The organism is Variovorax sp. FG153, assembly GCF_057809595.1.
Map to the genome: position 1 here is coordinate 266,159 of NZ_JBMDKG010000001.1, position 21,912 is coordinate 288,070.

Here is a 21,912-nt window from a genome sequence, read left to right on the forward strand (position 1 = left end):
GATGACAAGCGAAGGTTCTCGACGACATTCGGCCGGCTGGGGCAGCGGCCTGCTGGGCGTGCTCATCTTCAGCGGCTCGCTGCCCGCCACGCGCGTGGCCGTGGCCGATTTCTCGCCGTTGTTCCTGACGGGCGCGCGCGCGGTGATCGCCGCCTTGCTGGGCGCGGTGTTCCTGTTCGCGCTGCGCGAGGCGCGGCCCAGGCGGGCCGACCTCGTGCCGCTGACCCTGGTGGCGATCGGCGTGGTCGTCGGCTTCCCGCTGCTGACCGCGTTGGCGCTGCAGCACATCGATGCCGCGCATTCGGTGGTCTTCGTCGGGTTGTTGCCGCTGTCGACCGCGATCTTCGGCGTGCTGCGCGGCGGCGAGCGGCCCAGGCCCGCCTTCTGGCTGTTCTCGATCGTCGGGGCCGCTGTGGTGGCCGGCTTTGCGCTGCACGGCAGCCGCGGCGGCAGCCTGCAGGGCGACCTGCTGATGATCGCGGCCATCGTGGTGTGCGGACTCGGCTATGCCGAAGGCGCCACGCTCTCGCGCCGCCTCGGCGGCTGGCAGGTGATCTGCTGGGCGCTGCTGCTGTCGCTGCCGCTCATGACCGCCATCGCGCTGTTCACCCTGCCGCATGCCTGGGACCGCATCGGCGCCCCGGCCTGGGCCGGCCTCGCCTACGTGTCGGTCTTCAGCATGATGATCGGCTTCGTCTTCTGGTACCGCGGCCTGGCGCTCGGCGGCATCGCGGGCGTGGGCCAGCTGCAGTTGCTGCAGCCCTTCTTCGGCCTGCTGCTGGCCGGGATGCTGCTCGGCGAGCCGGTGGCCTGGACCATGATCGCATCGACCGTGGTCGTGGTGTTCTGCGTGGCGGGCGCCAAGCGCTTCGCCTGAGCGGCCGATGAGTTCTTCCGCGATCGAGATCGGCGCGCTCGCGCCGCTGAGCCGGCCGGGCTGGGTCGAGGCGGGCGAGCATCTGCTGGCGGGCATGGAACTGGCCGTGCGCGAGATCAACGATGCGGGCGGTGTCGACGGCCGGCCCCTGCGCCTGGTGGCGAGGGACACCGCGGCCGATCCCGCGAAAGCCGTGGCCGCCGTGGACGAACTGGCCGGCCTCGGCGTGGTGGCGCTGGCCGGGGAGTACCACAGCGTGGTCGCTCGCGCCGCGGCCGCGCGGGCGCATGCGCTTGGCCTGCCGTTCCTCTGCGCGTCGGCGGTGCTCGATGCGCTGTGCGAACAGCCGACACCCTGGGTGGCGCGGCTGGCGCCGGCGCAGTCGCATGGCTGGCGGATCTACGCCGACTTCCTGCTGGGCGAGGGCCATCGCCGCATCGCGGTCGCGGCTGATGCCAGCGTCTATTGGGCGGCGGGCACGGTGATCCTGCGCGAGCACTTGGCCGCGCGCGGCGGCGTGTTGATCGAGCTCGACGCGCGCGCGTTGTCGCCCGCGGCACTGTGCGACCAGCTGTTCGAGCAACGCGCCACGGCCGTCCTGATGCTGGCCGGCCACCCCGAGCCGGGCGTGCCCATCGTCAAGGCAGTGCGCCATGACCCACGCCTTGCCGGCATGCGGATCGGCGCGCCAGCGGGGCAGCCCGAGTTCGCCGAATGGATGGCGGCGCTGGGGGTGGATGGCGCGGCGATTCCGTTTCTTCGCTATCTGCCCGAGCGTCTCGGTTCGTCAGCCATGCGCATCGAAGCGGCATTGCGCGAGCGACTGGGCGTGGCGCCTTCGTTCGTCGCCTTCGAGGGCTACGACGCGATCGCTGTGCTCGCCGAAGCGATGCGATCGCACGGTGCGCGGCGCGAAGGCATAGCCGATGCATGGTCGCACGCGAGCTTCGAGGGCAGCCGCGGTCCCTTCCGGTTCTCGCGCGTGCCGGGCATCGATGTCCTGCAATGGGCCGGGCCGCCGGTCCAGGTCGTCGAGCGCGATCCCTCGCAGCCCGATCGCTTCAGGGTGCTCCACACCGGCGCCTGACGAATGGCGGAAGTCAGGCGGCGCCCTCTGTTCATCGCGGGCCGGCCTGTTGCCCCGTCTCGACCACGAAGGCATGCAGCTCGGCCAGCTTTCCGTCGCGAAAGCGCCAGACATCGCAGTAGCTGTGATGGGTCGCTTTGCCCGCTTCGTCCTTCAGCGTGATCTCGCCGATGGCCGCCACGATGTCGCCCTCGGCGACCAGCCGATGCACATCGAACCGGGGCGGCTCCTTGTACGTCCGGGCCATCCACTGGCGAACGGCTTCCTTGCCGTCGAGCGTCTGTTCGCCCACGAAGGTCCACTTCGTGTCGTCGGTGCAGGCACTCAGAAAGCCTTCGTAGTCGCCTTCGACGATGGCCGCGTTGGCCTGCTCGAGGACGGCCTTGTTCGTCTGTGACATCCGGAACTCTCCTTCGTTGAACCAGGAACAGGTTCCGGTTGTAGAGCTCCGGCGCGTCGCGATCGTCGGCCCATGGGCAACGATGACGTACGCGATCGGCTGACAGCTAGCGCAGGTCGAATCCGAAATGCAGGCCGCGCGCGAGCAGGCCGTTGCGGAAGTAGAAGCGCTGCGCCAGCGCGTTGTCCAAGCCGGTGTCGAGCGTGAGGCGCGTGCACCCGGCCTCGCGGGCCAGCGCCTTCAGCGCGCCGAGCAGCGCGCTGCCCACGCCGCCGCCGCGCTCGTCCTGCGCGGTCACGAGGTCGTCGACATAGAGGAAGCGCCCGTGGATCAGGTTGCGCTGCAAGCGGTAGCCCGCGAAGCCGCACGGCGCATCGTGCCGCCAGGCCGCGAGCATGCGGTAGCCCTCGCGGCGCTGCTCGGCCACGGCCTGCTGGAAGGCCTCGGGGCTCGCGAGGTGAGGACGCAACTGGCGCACCATGGGATGGCAGGCGAGAAGGTCCGCATCGGATTCGACGGGGCGGAAGTGGATCGGGGTGGCGGTCATGAGGGCAAGGTCGATGAAAGGGGTCGAGGCAGTGTGCGTCCGCATCGCGCCTTCCGGTTGGACCACGTTCTTCGAATCTGGCTGGACCATTGCCCGCTGGATCGACGCCGGCCTTTCTTTCGTCTGTCTTTCACCGTTGCGTGGTGCAAGCCCCAGTTCGCGGGAAGGTCCCCGATGGCAACATCCGGGCATGCAACTGCTGCTCGTGGAAGACGACTTCGATCTGTCGGGAATACTGTCCCGCAGCCTGTCGTCGCGCGGCTTCGAGATCCTGTGCTGCAGCGATGGCGCCGAGGCCCTGGCGGCGGCGCGCAAGAAGAACTTCGACATCATCTTGCTCGACCTGTCGCTGCCCGGGCTCGACGGCCTGGAGCTGTTGCACCGTCTGCGCGGCGACGGGAACGCGACCCCGGTGCTGATCCTGACGGCCCGCGGCGCGGTCGGCGACCGGATCGCGGGGCTCAATGCCGGCGCCGACGACTACCTCGCCAAGCCCTTCGACCTCGAGGAGATGATCGCGCGCGTGGGCGCGCTGACCCGCCGGCTCGGCCGCAATGGCGAGCTGCGCTGCGGCCGGCTGCGCTACGAAGCCGCCGCCAATGTCTTCTACCGCGACGAGAGCCCGCTCGAACTGTCGCAGCGCGAGGCCGACCTGCTGAAGAAACTGATGTCGCGCGTCGATCGCGTGGTGCCCAGGGAGGAGCTCAGGCAGGCGGTGTTCGGTGCCGACACGGCGCAGTCGGAGGCCATCGACCTCGTGGTGCACCGGCTGAGGAAGAAGCTGGTCGGCGCCAGCGTCGAGGTGCTCAACCTGCGCGGCGTCGGCTATCTGCTGTGCGACGACACCTCCGCGGCGGCGCAACGCCCGGTCGGCGGATGATGCCGTCGTCCTGGCCGCCAGGTGCCGTGTCGCTGCGGCGCTTCCTGCTGTTGTGGCTGCTGGGCGGCCTGTGGCTGGTCGTGGCCTGCATCGCGGCGTTCCATCTCGTGGCGGCGCTGATCGAGCTGGCGCGGGCGCAGGACGCGCGGCTGGTGGCGGCGCTCGGCGCTTCGGGGCAGCCCGGTGTCGGTGCCGTGTTCGAACGGACCGGTTCGCTCGACGGCAGCCGGATCGCCGGCGACCGCATGCTCGAGGCGTTCCCTTGGGTCGCGAGCCTGCCGGCGTCGGGCGCGCCGCGCCTCTATGTGAGCCAGCGCGGGGACGTGGCGGTGCGTGCCGCGGCGGCCTTGCGCGAGGACGCGACCCGGCCCGGAGGGAAGGTGGTGGTCCAGGCCGCGGAACCGATGCGCGCGCGCTTCGCCGCCTGGGACCGGATGCCGCGGCAACTGCTGGGCTGGCTCGCCGCGGCCGCCCTCGGCATGTCGGCCGTGGTGGTCTCGGCGGTGGCCATGACCTCGCGCTGGCTGGCGCGCGCGCGCCGCGCGCTCGATGCCCCGCAGCTGGACATGGCGCTCTACGACGGCCCCTCCGAGCTGCGCCCGGCCATGGCGCGCATGCATGAGCTGCACCAGCGGCAGCGCGAATGGGTCGAGCAGCAGCGCCGCTTCCTGGCCGATGCCTCCCATCAGCTGCGCACGCCGATGTCGGTGCTGCGCACGCAGCTGCAGTCCGCCATGGCGGGCGACGTGCCGGCCGGCGAGATCCTGCCGCAGATGCTGCACACGGTCGATCGCGCGACGGACATGGCCAACCAGCTGCTGAGCCTCAGCAAGCTCGAGCAGGTCAAGCGGGCGGGGCGCCTGCAGGCGGTGCTGCTGCATGCGGCGGCCGTCGACGCGGTGATGGAGCTCGCGCCGCTCATCGCGGCCAAGCGGCTGGACTTCGCGCTCGAGGGCGACGAGCAGCTGGGCGCCACCGGCGATCCGCTGATGCTCGGCGAGCTGCTGCGCAACCTGCTCGCGAACGCGATCCATCACACGCCCGATGGCGGCCGGCTCGGCATCCTGGTGCGCGCCTATGCCGCGACGGTGGAGCTCGTGGTGTGGGACGGCGGCCCGGGCGTCGACGATGCGCTGCGGCCGCGGCTGTTCCAGGCCTTCTCGGCCACCAAGGGCGGGGTCGGCCTGGGCCTGTCGATCTGCCGCCAGATCGCCGAGGCCATGGGCGCGTCGATGGAGATCTACAACCGCGTCGATGCCGGGCGGGTCATCGGCGTGGACGCCGTGGTCCGCTGGAGCCAGGCCCCCTGAACGCGGCCGGCACCCATGCCGGCCGAACGAAGCCCCCGCATTCCTTCCCGTTTCTTCACGGCCCGCGCGTGGCCGGGGACGCGTGTCGCCCTTTTCTTTTCGATCCCACTCCAAGGAGATATCCATGAACAAGACAAATGCCCTCGCGGCCCTCGCGCTGGCCGCCGGCCTGTGCGCGCCGGCCGTCCATGCCCAGGGGGCTGGCCAGCTGAACGTCATCTGCTCCGTGCAGGACGAATGGTGCTCGCTCATGAGCACCACCTTCGCCCGCAGCTCGGGCATCAAGGTCAATGTGCTCAAGCGCGGCAGCGGCGAGGCGCTGGCCCAGTTGCTGGCCGAGCGCGGCAACCCGAAGACCGATGTCTGGTTCGGTGGCACGGGCGATCCCCATCTCCAGGCCGCGGAGCAGGACCTGACCCTTGCGTACAAGTCGCCCTCGCTGCCGCAGCTGCATGCCTGGTCGCAGTCGCAGGCCGAGCAGTCGCAGTGGCGCACTGTCGGCGTGTACTCGGGGCCGCTGGGCTTCGCCTACAACACCGAACTGCTGGCGAAGAAGAAGCTGCCCGAGCCCAAATGCTGGAAGGACCTGCTGTCGCCGGGCCTGCGCGGCGAGATCCAGGTCGCCAATCCCGCGAGCTCGGGAACGGCCTACACCATGATCGCGACCCTCGTGCAGCTGATGGGCGAGGACAAGGCCTTCGACTACATGAAGGGCCTGCACCGGAACGTGAGCCAGTACGCGCGTTCCGGCACCGGCCCGATCAAGGCCGCGGCGCGCGGCGAGACCACGGTGTCGATCAGCTTCGTGCACGACGCGCCGAGCGAGCAGATGCAGGGCTTCCCGATCGCGACCGCGACGCCCTGCGAGGGCACCGGCGCCGAGATCGGCTCGATGTCGATCATCAAGGGCGCGCGCAATCTCGAGAATGCCAAGAGGTTCTACGAATGGGCCCTGACGCCCGCGGCGCAGCAACTGGCCGCGGCGGCGCACCAGTACCAGTTGCCGTCCAACAAGTCGGCCACGCTGGACAGCCACATCCCCGACTTCCGCAAGATCCGCCTCATCGACTACGACTATGCGAAGTACGGGCGCTCGGCCGAGCGCAAGCGCCTGATCGAACGCTGGGAGCGCGAAGTCAATGGCCAGTCGCGTTGAACGGATCCGCATGAAGCTCGATCCTCACAACAGGCCGATCGCGCTCTGGTCGGTCGTCGGCCTGCTCGCCTTCTGCCTGCTGCCCTGGCATGCCTTGCCCGATGGCCTCGCGGGACTGCAGGGCGTGGGCGAACTGCTCGCGGGCCATGACAGCTCCTCGGCGCTCGCGCAGGTGCTGCTGCATCGCCGGCCCTGGCTGGCCCTGGCCGCCTGGCCGCTGCTCGCCGGCCTGCTGGCGATGCGGGGGGCGCCCGGTGTCGCGCAGGGACGGCTGCTGGCCGGTTGCGGCGCGCTGGGCGTGGCGGGCGTGCTGCTGCAGGGTTTCGCCATCGGCCTGCCCGCCGCCGACCCGGCGCCGGGCCTGTTCGCGGCGGCCGTCGCCGCCGGCCAACCGGGCTTCGGCTGGGGCGCGATGCTCGTGCTGGGCGCGCTGCTGATGCTGACCGCGTTCGGCGCGGCGCGCACGGGTGCGTTCCGCGGCGACCTGTTCGTCGCGGCGGCCGTGGTGGGCGCGGGCAGCCTGCTGCTGGCCTTCGTCGCGCTGCCGGTGTTCCGCTCGCTGGCCGGCGCCTTCCTCGACGACGGCGGCCAGTTCAGCGCCGGCGCCTGGTTCGCGCGCATCGCGAGCGAAAGGATCTGGGGCGTCGGCTGCCTGCATTCGGCGCGCAGCTGCGGCGTTGCCTGGAATACGCTGGCACTGGCCACGCTGACCGGCGTCACGACCACGGTGCTCGGCACGCTGCTCGCGCTGGTCGAGAACCGCAGTGCCTCGCGGATCAGGCATGCGCTGCGCTTCCTCGCGCCGCTGCCGATCATCACGCCGCCCTTCGTGGTAGGGCTGGGCCTGATCCTGCTGTTCGGGCGGGCGGGGCTGGTCAACCAGCTGATCGAATGGGCCTTCGGCATCGAACCCACGCGCTGGTTCTACGGCTGGTTCGGCGTCTGGCTCGCGCAGCTGTTCGCCTTCACGCCGATCGCCTTCCTCATCGTGCGTGGCGTGATCGAGGGGATCAGCCCCTCGCTCGAGGAGGCCTCGCAGACGCTGCGCGCCGATGCCTGGCGGACCTTCCGCCACGTCACCTTCCCGCTGATGCTGCCAGGCCTGACGAACGCCTTCCTGGTCGGCTTCATCGAGAGCATCGCCGACTTCGGCAACCCGATCATCGTGGGCGGGCAGTTCTCGGTGCTGTCCACGGAGATCTTCTTCGCGATCGTCGGCGCGCAGTTCGACCAGGGCCGCGCGGCCGCGCTCGCGCTGATCCTGACCGTGTTTGCGCTGGGGGTCTTCGCGGTGCAGCGCGGGATCCTGGGCCGCAGGAACTTCACCACCGTCTCGGGCAAGGGCGACGCGGGGCTCTCGATGCGCCTGCCCGACGGTCTGCGGCGCGCCGCGCTGTGCGTGGTCGTGCCGTGGCTGGTCTTCACGCTGGTGGTCTATGTGTTCGCCTTCTGCGGCGGCTTCGTGCAGACCTGGGGACGGAACTACACGCCCACGCTGGCGCACTTCCGCACGGCCTTCTCGGTGGTGGTGGAGGGGGGCGCGGTGCAATGGGCCGGCGTGGCCTGGGATTCGCTCTTCACGACGGTGCGGCTGGCGGCCGTGGCGGCGCCGCTCACCGCGGGGCTGGGCCTCCTGATCGCCTGGCTGCTGGCACGCGTGCAGTTCCGCGGGCAGGGCGCGTTCGAGTTCTCGGCGCTCATGGCCTTCGCGATCCCGGGCACGGTGCTGGGCGTGAGCTACGTGCTGGCCTTCAACGCCCCGCCATTCGAGATGACGGGCACCGGGCTGATCATCGTGTTGTGCTTCATCTTCCGGAACCTGCCGGTGGGCGTGCGCGCGGGTTCGGCGGCCTTCAAGCAGCTCGACAAGTCGCTCGACGAGGCCTCGCTGATGCTGCGCGCCTCGACCGCGCGCACGCTTTGGTCGGTCACGCTGCCGCTGCTGAAGCCGGCGCTCGCGGCCTCGCTCATCTACAGTTTCGTGCGTTCGATGACCACCGTGTCGGCGGTGATCTTCCTCGTCACGGCGCAGACCGAGCTGGCCACCACCTTCATCATCGGCCGCGTCGGCCAGGGCGACTACGGCGTGGCGCTCGCATACAGCACCGCGCTGATCGTGCTGATGGCGGTGGTCACCGGCCTCGTGCAATGGCGCGTCGGCGACCGCAGGCTGGGCCGCAGGGCCGCCGCGGCCCGGCGCCCGGACACCGGGGCGGCCGACGCGCGACATGCGCCGGCGGCCACCTGAAGCATCTCAATCGGAGAAGAACATGTACGGCATCGAATTCAGGAACGTGTCCAAGAGCTATGGCACCGGCGCCCAGGCGCCCATGGTCGTGAAGGACATCAGCTTCGGCGTGCCCCGGGGCACGCTCACCACCATCCTCGGCCCGTCGGGCTGCGGCAAGACCACGACGCTGCGCATGATCGCGGGGCTCGAGACGCCGAGCGCGGGGCGCATCTTCATCGACGGCGTGGACGTCACGACCCTGGGCGCGGCGCAGCGCAACGTCAGCCTGGTGTTCCAGAGCTATGCGCTGTTCCCGCACATGAGCGTCATCGAGAACGTCTCCTACGGGCTGCGCATGTCGGGCTTCGCGAAGGCGCAGGCGCGCGAGAAGGCCGCGCTGATGCTCGAGACCGTGGGCCTGAAGGGCATGAACGAGCGCATGCCCAGCGAGCTGTCGGGCGGGCAGCAGCAGCGCGTGGCGCTGGCGCGCGCGCTGGCGCTGGAGCCGGCGGTGCTGCTGTTCGACGAGCCGCTGTCGAACCTCGACGCCCGGTTGCGCCGCTCCATGCGCGAGGAGATCCGCGCGTTGCAGCAGCGGCTGTCGCTCACGGTGGCCTACGTCACGCACGACCAGAGCGAGGCGCTGGCGGTCAGCGACCACATCATCGTGATGGACCAGGGCGCGATCGCCCAGCGTGGCGCGCCGCACGAGCTCTACGAGTCGCCGCAGTCGGAATTCGTCGCGGGCTTCATGGGCGAAGCGATGCTGTTCGACGGCGTCTGCGATGCGCGGCGCCAGGTGATGCTGGGCACGCTCGGCGTGACGGCGCCGGACGGCATCGGCGCGGGGCCGGTGAAGGTGGCGGTGCGGCCCGAGGCCTGGATCATCCGGCCGGTCTCGAACGATGGTCTCGCGGCGCGCGTGCTCAAGAGGACCTATGTCGGCAGCACCGTGGAATACACCTTCTCGAGCGGGCTCGGCGAGATCTTCGTCGTTTCGCCCGAGGTCAGGCAGTCGCTGATGCCCGGCGCGCCCGTGAGCCTGCACCTGGCGGACCACGGCGTTTCCATCGTGGCCGCGGCAACTTAGGGTTTCGCCGTTTCGCGCGCCGGCGCCACCATGTTGCGGCAGGCGATCAGGTAGGCCTGCTCCGTGCTCTGGATGTGCTCGCGCAGGATCGCCTGCGCGCGCGCCGCGTCGTTGGCGCGGATCGCGTCGACGACCACGCGGTGGTTGTCCTGGCAGTGCGTGACCTGGCTGTTTTCGGCCGGCAGCCGGTAGCGCAGGGCGGTGAGCTGCGCCGCCACCAGCATGTAGGCGGACTGGATGTAGCTGTTGGCGCAGCTCTCGATGATGGCGTTGTGGAACTCGGTGTCCAGGCGCGGGAACTCGTCGTGCTGCTGCTTCGAGAAGGCGGCCGCCATGTCGTCCAGGCATTTCTCGAGCGCCTGGATCAGCGCCTCGGGCCGGTGCTCCATGCCGTCGGCCAGCGCCTCGCATTCGATCATCGAGCGGAAGCGGCAGATGTTCGCGACCTCGGCCTCGCCGAGCTGAAAGACGAAGGTCCCGCGCTGCGGATGGACCTCGACCAGCCCTTCCATCTTGAGGTGCAGCAGCGCCTCGCGCACCGGCGTCTTGCTGATCCCCAGCGTGGCCGCCAGCACCGACTCCGACAACGCTTCCCCGAACCCCAATTCGCCCCTGACGATGGCGGCGCGAATCTGGTCGATCGCGAGTTCGGTGAGCGATTTGGGCCGCTCGACCTTGACGGAGAGGGCGGATTGACGGGGCGGGGCCATGCGCGATCCTAACAGGACCGGCCCTCGGGAAATACCGGATCTGATCTCTAGCGTTTAATATCTGGCATCTGATATATTTGTTGCCACAGATCAGGAGACAAGATGAATGCAGCAATGGACCGGCTCTACCGGTGGTTCGAGCACGCGCTCGTGGGCGGCCTGGCCGTGATGTCGCTGATGGTGTTCGCCAACGTGGTGCTGCGCTATGTGTTCGACACCGGCATCACCTTCACCGAGGAGGTGTCGCGCATGCTGTTCGTCTGGCTGACCTTCATCGGTTCGATCGTCGCGCTGCGCCAGGGCACGCACCTGGGCATGGACACGGTGGTCAGCCGGCTGCCGCATGCGGGCAAGCTGGCCTTCTTCGTCCTGAGCCACCTGCTGATGCTGGGCTGCGTCGTGATGCTGTGGCTGGGCTGCTGGGAGCAGACCAAGGTCAACCTCGACAACCACGCGCCGGTCTCGGGCATCCCGGTGGCGGCGGTCTATTCGGTGGGGCTGGTGGCCGCGGTGCTGATGGGCATCACCCTGCTGGCCAACCTCTGGCAGGCGTTGCGCGGCGACCTCAGCGACGCGCAGCTGGTGACGGTGCGCGAGAGCGAAGACCGCGCCGCCGACTGAGCGCAAGGACAGAGGCCACTCCATGACCGTCTTCACCTTCATCGCATCGCTGCTCGGCGCCATGACGCTGGGCATGCCGATCGCGTTCGCCCTCATGGTCTGCGGCGTCGCGCTGATGCTGCAGATGAACAGCTTCGACGTGCAGATCCTGGCGCAGAAGCTGGTCGACGGCGCCGACAACTACCTGCTGATGTCGGTGCCCTTCTTCCTGCTGGCCGGCGAGATCATGAACCTCGGCGGCCTGTCGCGGCGCATCGTCGATGCCGCGATGGCCATCATCGGCCACATCCGCGGCGGCCTGGGCTACGTGGCGGTGCTCACGGCGCTGGTGCTGGCCAGCGTCTCGGGCTCGGCGATCGCCGACACCGCGGCGGTGGCGGTGCTGCTGATCCCGATGATGCGCAATGCCGGTTACGACGTGGGCCGCTCGAGCGGGCTGATCGCGGCGGCCGGCATCATCGCGCCGGTGATCCCGCCCTCGATCGGCTTCGTGGTGTTCGGCGTGGCCGCGGGCCTGTCGATCACCAAGCTGTTCATGGCCGGCATCGTGCCGGGCCTCATGATGGGCGCCTCGCTGATCGTCACCTGGTGGTGGCTCTCGCGCCGCGGCACGGTGCAGCCGGCGCCGCGCCGCAGCCTGCCCGAGATCGGCGTGGCGGTGCTGCGCAGCCTGTGGGCGCTGGGACTGCCGGTGATCATCATCTTCGGCCTCAAGTTCGGCGTGTTCACGCCCACCGAGGCCGGCGTGGTGGCCGCGGCCTACGCGCTGTTCGTGAGCACCGTGGTCTATCGCGCGCTGTCGCTGCGCGACCTCTACCGCGCGCTGCTGAGCGCGGCCATGACCTCGGCCATCATCATGTTCCTGGTGGCGGCCTCGCTGGTGTCGGCCTGGCTCATCACGGTGGCCAACATCCCCGACCAGATCGTGGCGCTGGCGCAGCCCTTCATCGAGCACAAGACGCTGTTGATGCTGGTGCTGATGGCGGTGGTGGTGCTGGTGGGTACCGCGCTCGACTTCACGCCCACCATCCTGATCCTCACGCCGGTGCTGATGCCGATCATCAAGGAGGCCGGCATCGACCCGATCTACTTCGGCGTGCTGTTCATCATCAACAACGCCATCGGCATGGTGACGCCGCCCGTGGGCACGGTGCTCAACGTGGTGGCCGGCGTGGCGCGCATCCGCATGGACGACGCGATCCGCGGCGTCATGCCCTTCATGCTGGCGCAGCTCGTCGTGCTGCTGCTGCTGATCCTGTTCCCGGCGCTGGTGCTCGTGCCCGCCACCTGGTTCCGCTGAATCCGTTCACCCATCGCATCACACAAGGAGACAAGAGACATGCTGAAGAAGATCATCGTCGCGCTGGCCGCCACCGCCGCGCTCGGCCTGGCCTATGCGCAGGCCGGCAAGTTCGGCTACGGCGCCAGCGACGACAACTCGCAGGGCCTGGCGGCCAAGCGCTTTTCCGAGCTGGTGAAGACGCGCACCGGCGGCCGCGTCAACGTCAACACCTACGGCAGCGGCAAGCTCGGCACCGATGCGCAGATGCAGTCGGCGCTGCAGGGCGGCGTGCAGGAGCTGATGGTCGGCCCGACCTCGGGCCTGGTCGGCGTGGTCAAGGAATACGCGCTGCTCGACCTGCCGTTCCTGGTCTCCAGCTTCAAGGAGGCCGACTGGCTGCTCGACGGCCCGGTCGGCCAGTCGCTGTTCCAGAAGCTCGAGGCCCATGGCCTGGTGGGCCTGGCCTACTGGGAGAACGGCTTTCGCCATCTCACCAATTCGCGCCGCCCGGTCAACAAGCTCGAGGACATCGCGGGCCTGAAGATCCGCGTGATCCCGAACCCGGTCTACATCGAGACCTTCAAGGCCCTGGGCGCCAACCCGCTGCCGCTGCCCTACACCGAGCTCTACGGCGCGCTCGAGACCCGGTCGGTCGACGCGCAGGAGAACGGCCTGGGCCTGATCGAGTCGGGCAAGTTCTACGAAGTGCAGAAATACCTGACCCTGAGCGCCCACAGCTACACGCCCTACATCGTCCTGGCGAGCAAGAGGTGGTTCGACAAGCTCTCCGAGGCCGATCGCGACGTGGTGCGCAAGGCGGCCGTCGATGCCGGCACCTACCAACGCCAGATCAACCGCGAGGAGACGCGCAAGCTGGTCGACCAGATGAAGAAGCACGGGCTGCAGGTGGTCGACCTGCCGGCCGCCGAGGCCAACCGCATGCGCGAGAAGGTCAAGCCCGTGCACGAGAAGTTCACCGAGCAGATCGGCGCCGCGCTGATGAAGCAGGCGCGCGAGGAGATCGCCAAGGCCGCGCAGTGAGCGCCTGAACCCCCGATTCGTTTTTCTGCCGCCCTCCGCGAGGAGGGCGGGCGGGAGCCTGCCCGCCGTTTTCCGTCTTCCAGCCCATTGCCCCATATACAAGGAGAGAGATTCATGGACACCCAGCAACTGATCGCCGCCTTCGAGAAGGTCGCCACCGCCTCGGTCGCCGATGCCGTCGACAAGGTCACCGGCAAGCGCGGCTACCTCGACCACGAGATCAAGCCGCGCATCAACGACAGGCGCGTGGTCGGCCCGGCCGCCACCGTGATCGAGGTGCCGACCGACGAGTTCGTGCCGCCGCAGCATGCGCTCGACCTGATCGACGAGGCGCCCGAGGGCAGCGTGATCTGCATCGGCATCGGCGGCGAGAGCGACGTCGCCGTCTGGGGCGGCCTGATGACCGCGGGCGCCTTCGCCAACCGCCACGCGGGTGCGCTGCTCGACGGCGGCGTGCGCGACATCGCCGAGATCCGCCGCGACTACGACTTCCCGGTGTTCGCGCGCAGCGTCTCGCCGGGCACCACGCTGGGCCGCCACAAGACCCTGAGCTCGGGCGTGCCGACCATGATCGGCGGCGTGATGGTGCACCCGGGCGACATCGTGGTGGCCGACATCGACGGTGTGGTGATCGTGCCGCTCGCCCACGCCGAGGCCGTGCTCGCGATGGCGCAGGAGATCGACCAGCGCGAGCTCGAGCAGGCCAAATTGATCGTGGCCGAGCGCTCGCTGCGCAAGGGGCTGGCGAAATATGGCCGCATCTGAAGCCACCGGCGCGGTGCAGATCGTCGCGCTCGGCGAGCCGATGGTGGAGTTCAACCAGGTCCGTCCCGGCGAGCCCGGCTACCTGCAGGGCTTCGGCGGCGACACCTCGAACGCCATCATCGCCGCCGCCCGGCAGGGCGCGCGCACCGCCTACCTCACGCGCGTGGGCAACGACACCTGGGGCGATGCGCTGATGGAACTCTGGCGCGCCGAGGGCGTGGCCACCGAGGGCGTGGCGCGCGATGCGCAGGCGCCGACCGCGGTGTACTTCGTCACGCACGACGGCGACGGCCATGCCTTCAGCTATCTGCGCGCCGGCAGCGCCGCCAGCCGCATGGTGCCGGCCGGGTTGTCGCGCGGCACCATCGAGGGCGCGCGTTTCCTCCATGTGTCGGGCATCAGCCAGGCCATCAGCGCGAGCGCCTGCGACACCGTGTTCGAGGCCATCGCCATCGCGCGCGCGACGGGCGTGCAGGTCAGCTACGACGCCAACCTGCGCCTCAAGCTCTGGCCGCTGGCGCGCGCCCGCGCCGTGATCCGCGAGACCGTGGGCCTGTCGGACCTGTTCCTGCCGAGCATCGAGGACGCGCAGCAGTTCACCGGCCTCGACGGCGAAGACGCCATCCTCGACTGGTGCTTCGAGGCCGGCGCGCGCACCGTGGTGCTGAAGCTCGGCAAGGCCGGCGCGGTGCTCGCCACGCCCTCGTCGCGCGAGCGCATCGCGGGCCATGCGGTGCGGGCGGTCGATGCGACCGGCGCCGGCGACTGCTTCGCGGGCTCGCTGCTCGCGCGGCTGGCCGCGGGCGATGCGATCGCGCAGGCGGTGCGCTATGCCAATGCGGCGGCGGCGCTCACGACCACGGGCTTCGGGGCGGTGGCGCCGATACCGCGGCCGGAGGAGGTGCGTAACCTGCTCGCGCGCGTGGCCTAGGGTCGCTCAGCCGGCGGACGAGGCTTCCAGCGCCTGCCGCAGGTCCTCGAGGATGTCTTCGATCGCCTCCAGCCCGATCGACAGCCGGATCAGGCTGTCGCCGATCATGTGCCGCGCGCGCTCCTCGGGCGTGTAGGTCGCGTGCGTCATGCTCGCGGGATGCTGGGCCAGGCTCTCGGCATCGCCCAGGCTGACGGCGCGCGTCACCAGGCGCAGCGCGTTGATGAAGCGGCGTCCGGCATCGAGTCCGCTATGGATGTCGAACGCGATCACCGCGCCCGGTTGCGACATCTGCCGCCTGGCCAGCTCGTACTGGGGATGCGAAGGCAGTCCCGGGAACTTCACGCGTGCCACCTCGGGCCTGGCTTCGAGGAATTCCGCGACGCGCTGCGCGTTCGCGCAATGCCGGTCCATGCGCACCGGCAGCGTCTTCAGGCCGCGCAGGATCAGGTAGGCATCCATGGGCGACATGCAGGCGCCGGTCAGTTCCTTGATGCCCACGAAGCGCAGCGTCGACATCAGCGCCTTGGTGCCCACCAGCGCACCCGCGATCACGTCGCCGTGGCCGTTGATGTACTTGGTGAGCGAATGCACGACCACGTCGGCGCCGAGCTTCAGCGGCTGCTGCAGGTAGGGCGTGCAGTAGGTGCTGTCGACCGCGACCAGTGCCGTGCTGTGGGCATGGACCATCTCCGAGACCGCCGCGATGTCGACGACGCGCATGTGGGGGCTCGCGGGCGTCTCGAACAGCACGAGCTTCGTTCTCGCGTTGAGCTGGGCCGCCAGCTCGCCCGGCTGCGTGAAGTCCGCCACCCGCGTGACGATGCCGAAGTCGGGCAGCAGGTGGTGCACGAGCGCGTGGGTGCAGCCGTACAGCGTGAGGTCGACGAGCAACTCGTCGCCTGGCCTCAGCAAGGTCCACATCAGCGTGCAGATCGCGTCCATGCCGGAACCGAAGGCGAGCGCGGCCTCGCCGCCCTCGAGCGATGCGAGGCGCTCCTCGAGCAACTGCACGGTCGGATTGGTGACGCGCGTGTAGATCATCCCCGGCTCTTCCTGCGCGAAGCGCGCGGCGCCCTGCTCGGCCGAGTCGAAGGCGAAGGTCGACGACCAGAAGATCGGCGGATTCAGCGCCCCTTGGTGCGCCGAGGCATCGTAGCCCGCGTGGATGGCACGGGTCGCCAGAGAAAGGCCTGCTGATTTCATTGCGGTGTCCTGTCCTCGATGCGCATCGCATCCGATGACTCATTCTTTCCCGAACGGCGGATCGGACTGTGGAGTTATTCGCATGAAGCGCGCCCATTGATGCGGGCGGGCGCGCCCGTGCAGCGCCGAATCAGGGCGCGTCGAGCGCCTGCCTCAGATCGGCGATCAGGTCCTCCACATCCTCGAGTCCCACCGAAAGGCGTATCAGGTCCATGGTGACGCCTTCGCTCAGGCGCGCCGTCGGCGCGATCTTCTGTCGCGCGCGCATCAGGGCGCCGGGGCTCGTGATCAGCGACTCGGTATCGCCGAGGCTGATCGCGCGCGAGATCAGGCGCAGGCGATCGATCATCCGGATCGCGCCGTCGTATCCCGTCTTCAGGTCGAAGGACAGCATGCCGCTGCCATGCAGCATCTGCCGGCGCGCGATCTCGTGCCCCGGGCTGTCTTCGAGGAAGGGATAGCGCACGACTTCGACCGCCGGATGGGCCGCCAGCATCCGCGCGATCGCCAGCGCGTTCTCGCCGTGCTGGCGCATGCGCAGCTTCAGGGTCTTGAGACCGCGCAGGACCAGGAAGCAGAGCATCGGCGAAAGGGAAGCGCCGGTCATGTACTTCAGGCCGACGCTGCGGACCCTGTTCATGGTCGGCAGGTCACCCACCACGATGCCGCCGAGCAGATCGCCGTGCCCGTTGATGTATTTGGTCAGCGAGTGCACCACCAGATCGGCGCCATGGGCCAAGGGGCGCTGCAGGGCCGGGGAGGCGAAGGTCGAATCGACCACGACCCGCACGCCGGCGGCCTTCGCGATCTTCGAGATGGCCTCGATGTCGAGCACCTCTCCGGTCGGATTGATCGGCGTCTCGAAGTACACGAGCTTCGTCTTCGCCGTGATCGCTGCGGCCAGCTCCGCGGGCGACGACAGATCGACCTTGGTCACCTTGATGCCCAGGCGGGGCAGGCCTTCGTCGATCAGCGTGGTTGCCGTGGCATAGATCGTGTGGTGAACGACGATCTCGTCGCCGCTTCCCAGGAGACTGAGGAACACCGCGTTGATCGCGGCCATGCCCGAGGCGGTGGCGACCGCGGCCTGCGCACCCTCGAGGTTGGCCAGCCTCCGCTCCAGAAGATCCTGCGTCGGGTTGTGCTGCCGCCCGTAGACGTAGAGGTCGCTCTCGCCGGCGAAGATGGCTTCGGCCTCGGCATTCGTGTCGAACGCGAAGGTCGACGTCATGTAGATCGGCGGCGAGACGGCCCCGTAGGGGTCTTGCGAGCCGTAGCCGTGATGGATGGCGCGGGTCTGGAATCCCGGGGGCCGATCGAGTTCTCTTGTCATCCGATTCTCCGATGTCCGAAAAGTGGTGGAAGCCGTCAGTGCAGGATCTGGCCCAGGAACGCGCGCGTGCGTTCGTTGCGCGGATTGCCGAAGAAATCCTCGGGCCCTCCCTGCTCGATGATTTCGCCGCGGTCCATGAAGATCACGCGGTCGGCGACCTTGCGCGCGAAGTTCATCTCATGGGTGACGCACAGCATGGTCATGCCGCTTTCCTGCGCCAGGTTCACCATGACGTCCAGCACCTCCTTGACCATCTCGGGGTCGAGCGCGGAGGTGGGTTCGTCGAACAGCATGATCTTGGGCTTCATGCACAGCGAGCGCGCGATCGCCACGCGCTGCTGCTGCCCGCCCGAGAGCTGGCCGGGGAATTTCCTCGCCTGTTCGGGGATGCGCACCCGCTCGAGGTACTTCATCGCATCGGCCTCGGCTTCGGCGCGTGGCCTCTTGAGCACCCAGGTCGGCCCCAGGACGAGGTTCTCCAGCACCGTGAGGTGGGGGAACAGGTTGAAGTACTGGAACACCATGCCCACGTCGCGGCGAATGGCCTCGATGCGCCGCAGGTCGTCGGTCAGCTCGGTGCCGTCGACCACGATGCGTCCCTGCTGGTGCGCCTCGAGCCGGTTCAGGCAGCGGATCATCGTGGACTTGCCCGACCCCGAGGGACCGCAGACGACGATGCGTTCGCCGCGCGCGACCTCGAGGTCGATGTTGCGCAGCACGTGGAATTCTCCGTACCACTTATTGACGCCTTGTAGGCGGATGATGGGTTCTTTCATGTCTGGAATCCTTGGAGTGCGGGGCGGTCGCTTCTAGGCCCGGTGGCCCGTCGCCAGGCGCCGTTCCAGGGCCTGGCTGTAGCGCGACATGGCGAAGCAGAAGACGAAGTAGATGGCCGCGATGAACAGGTAGGCCTCCATGCCGAAGCCGGTCCACGCGGCATCCGCCAGCGCGGCCTTCGCGGCCAGCGTCAGGTCGAAGATCCCGATGATCACGACGAGGGAGGTGTCCTTGAACAGCGCGATGAAGGTGCTGACCAGCGGCGGGATCACGATCTTCAGGGCCTGCGGCAGCACGATCGCGCGCATCTGCTGCCAGTAGCCCAGGCCGATCGAATCGGAACCCTCGTACTGCCCCTTGGGCACCGACTGCAGGCCGCCGCGCACGGTCTCCGCGATGTAGGCGGCGGCGAACATGACGATCGCGATCTGCGCGCGCAGCAGCTTGTCGATGGCGAAGCCCTCGGGCAGGAACAGCGGCAGCATGACCGACGACATGAACAGCAGGCTGATGAGCGGCACGCCGCGGATCAGCTCGATGTAGACGACGCACAGCGCCTTGATGACCGGCATGCGCGAACGCCGCCCGAGGGCGAGCAGCACGCCGAGCGGGAAGGCCAATGCGATGCCGAAGGTCGAGAGGATGAGCGTCAGCGGCAGGCCGCCCCAGCGCACGTTCTCCACGTAGTCCAGCCCCGGCACGCCGCCCCACATGAGCACGGCCACGGTCGACAGGCCCAGCACCCACATCGCCGGCAATGCGAGGTTCCAGAACCGGCGGATGCCGCTGCAGACGATCAGGCCGATCAGCAGGCAGGTGGCGACCAGCGGCCGCCACTGCTCGTCGTGGGGATAGGTGCCGAAGAGGATCAGGCGGTGCTTCTCGGCGATGAAGGCCCAGCACGCACCGTGCGAGCGATGGCATTCCTGGCCGCTGGTGGCGCTGAAGTTCGCCTGGATCCAGCCCCAGTCGACGAGCGCCGGAACGGCCATCAGCAGCAGCCAGGCGAGCAGCACGGTCGCGACCACGCTGGCGGGCGAGGCGAGGAGGCGCCGCTGGAGCCAGGCGAGCGGGCCGCCCCGGGGCGGGCGCGGCGGCGCGATGTCCAGATGCCGCGCGGGCGATGCGATGCCGTTCATGTCAGCGCTCCACCAGCGACATGCGCTTGTCGTAGGCATTCATGAAGCAGGAGATCGACAGGCTCACCGTGAGGTAGGCGCCCATGATGATCAGGATGCCCTCGATGGCCTGCCCCGTCTGGTTGAGCGTCGTGTTGACCACCGACACCAGGTCGGGATAGCCGATGGCCACCGCGAGCGAGCTGTTCTTGACCAGGTTGAGGTACTGGCTCGTGACGGGCGGCACCATCACCCGGACCGCCTGCGGCAGCACCACCAGCCGCAGGATGCGCGAGCGGCGCAGGCCCAGCGAGCGCGCGGCCTCCCATTGGCCGCTGCCGACGGCCTGGATGCCCGAGCGCACGATCTCGGCGATGAAGGCGGTGGTGTAGAACACGAGGCCCGCCAGCAGCGCCGCGAGTTCCGGCGACAGCGTGGCGCCGCCCTCGAAGCTGAAGCCCCGGAGCTCGGGCAGGTTCAGCGACAGCGAGGCGCCCCCCAGCAGCCAGCCGGCCAGCGGCAGGCCGAGCAGCAGGGCCGTGGCCACGCGCCCGGACGGGAACTCCAGGCCGCTGGCTTCCCTGCGCTTTTCGCCCCAGTGCGCGAGCAGCAGCGCCAGCACCAGCGCGAGCGCCGCGCCACCGAGCATCCAGTCGACCGAGCTGCCTTCGAGCGTCGGCACCTTCAGGCCGCGGTTCGAGAGGAAGACGCCCGGCAGCGGATGGTGCGCCTGCCGCGGCCCGGGCATGTTCTCGGTGATCAGCGCATACCAGAGCAGCAGTTGCAGCAGCAGCGGGACGTTGCGCACCAGCTCGACGTACAGCGCCGAGAGCTTCGCGATCAGCCAGTTGCCGGACAGCCGCGCGATGCCGATCAATGTGCCGAGCAGCGTGGCGGCCACGATGCCGATCAGCGCCACGCGCAGGGTGTTGAGCGCGCCCACGCCGATGGCCCGCGCATAGGAGTCGGCCGGCGTGTAGGCGATGGTGCTCTCCCCGATCGCGAAGCCGGCTTCGCGCCCGAGGAAGCCGAAGCCGGTGGAGATGTTCCTCGAGGCGAGGTTGTGGAGCGTGTTGGACACCAGGAACCAGGCGACCAGCGCGACGGCCGCGATGGCCGCCGCCTGGCAGGCCAGGGCGCGCGTGGAGGGATCGGTCCAGCTGAAGCGCCGGGGCCGGCGCGTGGGCGGTGCAAGTGTGTGGTGGGAGGGCATGGCTGCGTGGAAGAGGTTCGGAAGACGCGGACATCGCGGCGGCGCGTGCGCCGCCGCCGGCCTCAGCGGATCGGCCAGCCGTACATCAGCCCGCCCTTGGTGTAGGGCGCGTTCAGGCCCCGCTCCAGCTTCATGGGGCTGGCCATGCCCAGGCTGCGGTCGAACACCTCGCCGTAGTTGCCGACCTGCTTGACGATCCGGTGGGCCCACTTGTCGTCGATGCCGAGGTTCTTCCCCATGCCGGGCGTCACGCCGAGCATGCGCTGGATGCCCGGCGACGGGCTCTTGAGCGCCTCGTCGACGTTCTTCGAGCTCAGGCCGTACTCCTCGGCTTCCAGCAGCACATTGAGCGACCAGCGCACCACGTTGAACCAGGCCTCGTCGCCCTGGCGGACCATCGGGCCCAGCGGCTCCTTCGACAGCGCCTCGGGCAGGATCACGAAGTTGTCGGGATTGCCGAGATTGATCCGCGCCAGTGCGAGCTGCGACTTGTCCATGCTGATGCCGTCGCAACGCCCGGCGGCGAAGGCGCGCAGGATCTCGTCGGCCTTGTCGAGGACCACGGGCTTGAACTCCATCTTCGCGCCGCGGAACCAGTCGGCCAGGTTCAGCTCGGTGGTCGTTCCCGGCAGCACGCAGATGGTGGCGCCGTTGAGCTTCTTCGCGCTTGCGACGCCGAGGTCCTTCTTCACCATGATCCCCTGGCTGTCGTAGTAGTTGACCCCCACGCCGATCAGTCCCAGCGTGGTGTCGCGCGTGAGCGACTGGGTCGTATTGCGGGTCAGCACGTCCACCTCGCTCGACTGCAGCGCGGTGAAGCGGGCCTGCGTGGTGAGCGGCGTGAACCGCGCCTTCGATGCATCGCCGAACATGGCCACCGCGATGGCCCGGCAGGTGTCGGCATCGATGCCCTGCCACTCGCCCTTGCTGTCCGTGAACGCGAAGCCCGGCAGGTTGGTCGAGACGCCGCACTGGACGGTGCCGCGCTTCTTGACGGTGTCGAACGTCGTGCCGGCACCGGCCGTGCCGATGGCGGCCAGGGCGAGCAGCGCGCAGGCTGCGGTTCTCATGGCTTTCATGCTTGTCTCCTAAGACGGTTTCTTTTTGGGGATGGAATACCTGTGTCCGACGGGACACCTGCCCATCGCCGCGGTTGGCGCGGCATGCGTGCGGCGGGGCGCCTTGCAGGCTGCTTCCGGCCGGCAAGATCAGGTTGGCATGGGCTGGAGCTCGTGGCTCGCGACATGACAAAAGTTTCCTGATGGGAAACGAATGCTAGCAGCCGGGTCACGGGGCCGCAAACTGTTCTTCCGCGGCGAAATACGGGGAAGATTGTTC

Annotated in this window: 21 protein-coding genes; 12 read left to right on the forward strand and 9 right to left on the reverse strand. The window is 69.0% G+C overall.

The window, feature by feature from the left end:
- Window position 1: 1 nt before the first annotated feature.
- Both ACODT0_RS01230 and ACODT0_RS01235 read left to right on the forward strand, forming a co-directional pair.
- Window positions 2-877, forward strand: a complete 876-nt coding sequence (locus ACODT0_RS01230; RefSeq protein WP_489040314.1) for a DMT family transporter — start codon at window positions 2-4, stop codon at window positions 875-877.
- 7 nt (window positions 878-884) lie between these two features.
- Entirely contained in the window at window positions 885-1,964 is a 1,080-nt protein-coding gene (locus tag ACODT0_RS01235) for an ABC transporter substrate-binding protein (protein ID WP_489040315.1), read from the forward strand.
- A gap of 31 nt (window positions 1,965-1,995) precedes the next feature.
- On the opposite strand, the gene ACODT0_RS01240 is transcribed toward ACODT0_RS01235, so the two are convergent.
- Entirely contained in the window at window positions 1,996-2,364 is a 369-nt protein-coding gene (locus tag ACODT0_RS01240) for a nuclear transport factor 2 family protein (protein WP_489040316.1), read from the reverse strand.
- A gap of 106 nt (window positions 2,365-2,470) precedes the next feature.
- Window positions 2,471-2,911, reverse strand: a complete 441-nt coding sequence (locus ACODT0_RS01245) for a GNAT family N-acetyltransferase (RefSeq protein WP_489040317.1) — start codon at window positions 2,909-2,911, stop codon at window positions 2,471-2,473.
- Window positions 2,912-3,101: 190 nt separating this feature from the next.
- Between ACODT0_RS01245 and ACODT0_RS01250 the strand changes: the two genes are divergently transcribed.
- The 5 genes from ACODT0_RS01250 (at window position 3,102) to ACODT0_RS01270 (ending at window position 9,577) form a co-directional block, all read left to right on the forward strand.
- The gene (locus ACODT0_RS01250) at window positions 3,102-3,791 is read left to right on the forward strand and encodes a response regulator transcription factor (protein WP_489040318.1); all 690 of its coding nucleotides are present in this window, start codon (window positions 3,102-3,104) and stop codon (window positions 3,789-3,791) included.
- Window positions 3,788-5,101: a sensor histidine kinase gene (locus tag ACODT0_RS01255; protein WP_489040319.1), complete on the forward strand. Its 1,314-nt coding sequence runs from the start codon at window positions 3,788-3,790 to the stop codon at window positions 5,099-5,101. Before ACODT0_RS01250 ends, ACODT0_RS01255 begins: the two co-directional genes overlap by 4 nt.
- A 124-nt stretch (window positions 5,102-5,225) precedes the next feature.
- Window positions 5,226-6,257 (forward strand): ABC transporter substrate-binding protein, encoded by a 1,032-nt coding sequence (locus tag ACODT0_RS01260; protein ID WP_261206087.1) that lies wholly within the window; start codon window positions 5,226-5,228, stop codon window positions 6,255-6,257.
- Window positions 6,258-6,267: 10 nt separating this feature from the next.
- Complete coding sequence (locus ACODT0_RS01265; RefSeq protein WP_489040320.1) at window positions 6,268-8,505, forward strand: ABC transporter permease; 2,238 nt, start codon at window positions 6,268-6,270, stop codon at window positions 8,503-8,505.
- A gap of 22 nt (window positions 8,506-8,527) precedes the next feature.
- On the forward strand, window positions 8,528-9,577 hold the full coding sequence (locus ACODT0_RS01270) for an ABC transporter ATP-binding protein (protein WP_296740170.1): 1,050 nt from the start codon (window positions 8,528-8,530) through the stop codon (window positions 9,575-9,577).
- Here the strand turns inward: ACODT0_RS01270 and ACODT0_RS01275 are convergent.
- Complete coding sequence (locus ACODT0_RS01275) at window positions 9,574-10,287, reverse strand: GntR family transcriptional regulator (RefSeq protein ID WP_489040321.1); 714 nt, start codon at window positions 10,285-10,287, stop codon at window positions 9,574-9,576. The genes ACODT0_RS01270 and ACODT0_RS01275 overlap by 4 nt on opposite strands.
- A 102-nt stretch (window positions 10,288-10,389) precedes the next feature.
- Here ACODT0_RS01275 and ACODT0_RS01280 point away from each other — a divergent pair, with 102 nt between their 5' ends.
- The 5 genes from ACODT0_RS01280 (at window position 10,390) to ACODT0_RS01300 (ending at window position 14,927) form a co-directional block, all read left to right on the forward strand.
- Window positions 10,390-10,908 carry a TRAP transporter small permease gene (locus ACODT0_RS01280; protein ID WP_489040322.1) on the forward strand — a complete coding sequence of 173 codons (519 nt, stop codon included), beginning with the start codon at window positions 10,390-10,392 and terminating at the stop codon, window positions 10,906-10,908.
- Window positions 10,909-10,930: 22 nt separating this feature from the next.
- Window positions 10,931-12,208, forward strand: coding sequence for a TRAP transporter large permease subunit (locus ACODT0_RS01285; RefSeq protein ID WP_489040323.1), 1,278 nt, complete (start codon window positions 10,931-10,933; stop codon window positions 12,206-12,208).
- Window positions 12,209-12,247: 39 nt separating this feature from the next.
- Window positions 12,248-13,231: a TRAP transporter substrate-binding protein gene (locus ACODT0_RS01290; RefSeq protein WP_489040324.1), complete on the forward strand. Its 984-nt coding sequence runs from the start codon at window positions 12,248-12,250 to the stop codon at window positions 13,229-13,231.
- Between the two features lie 114 nt (window positions 13,232-13,345).
- Window positions 13,346-13,996, forward strand: coding sequence for an RraA family protein (locus ACODT0_RS01295; RefSeq protein WP_057589904.1), 651 nt, complete (start codon window positions 13,346-13,348; stop codon window positions 13,994-13,996).
- The gene (locus ACODT0_RS01300; protein WP_489040325.1) at window positions 13,983-14,927 is read left to right on the forward strand and encodes a sugar kinase; all 945 of its coding nucleotides are present in this window, start codon (window positions 13,983-13,985) and stop codon (window positions 14,925-14,927) included. The genes ACODT0_RS01295 and ACODT0_RS01300 overlap by 14 nt, the downstream gene beginning before the upstream one ends.
- Window positions 14,928-14,933: 6 nt before the next feature.
- Here ACODT0_RS01300 and ACODT0_RS01305 read toward each other — a convergent pair whose 3' ends face one another.
- The 6 genes from ACODT0_RS01305 to ACODT0_RS01330 all read right to left on the reverse strand — a co-directional run bounded on the left by ACODT0_RS01305 (window position 14,934) and on the right by ACODT0_RS01330 (window position 21,653).
- Window positions 14,934-16,133, reverse strand: coding sequence for a trans-sulfuration enzyme family protein (locus ACODT0_RS01305; protein WP_489040326.1), 1,200 nt, complete (start codon window positions 16,131-16,133; stop codon window positions 14,934-14,936).
- A gap of 130 nt (window positions 16,134-16,263) precedes the next feature.
- Window positions 16,264-17,466: a trans-sulfuration enzyme family protein gene (locus ACODT0_RS01310; protein ID WP_489040327.1), complete on the reverse strand. Its 1,203-nt coding sequence runs from the start codon at window positions 17,464-17,466 to the stop codon at window positions 16,264-16,266.
- Between the two features lie 35 nt (window positions 17,467-17,501).
- The gene (locus tag ACODT0_RS01315) at window positions 17,502-18,242 is read right to left on the reverse strand and encodes an amino acid ABC transporter ATP-binding protein (RefSeq protein ID WP_489040328.1); all 741 of its coding nucleotides are present in this window, start codon (window positions 18,240-18,242) and stop codon (window positions 17,502-17,504) included.
- Between the two features lie 33 nt (window positions 18,243-18,275).
- On the reverse strand, window positions 18,276-19,382 hold the full coding sequence (locus ACODT0_RS01320; protein WP_489040329.1) for an amino acid ABC transporter permease: 1,107 nt from the start codon (window positions 19,380-19,382) through the stop codon (window positions 18,276-18,278).
- 1 nt (window position 19,383) lies between these two features.
- Window positions 19,384-20,574, reverse strand: coding sequence for an amino acid ABC transporter permease (locus tag ACODT0_RS01325; RefSeq protein ID WP_489040330.1), 1,191 nt, complete (start codon window positions 20,572-20,574; stop codon window positions 19,384-19,386).
- 62 nt (window positions 20,575-20,636) lie between these two features.
- Complete coding sequence (locus ACODT0_RS01330; protein WP_489040331.1) at window positions 20,637-21,653, reverse strand: amino acid ABC transporter substrate-binding protein; 1,017 nt, start codon at window positions 21,651-21,653, stop codon at window positions 20,637-20,639.
- Between the last annotated feature and the right edge of the window lie 259 nt (window positions 21,654-21,912).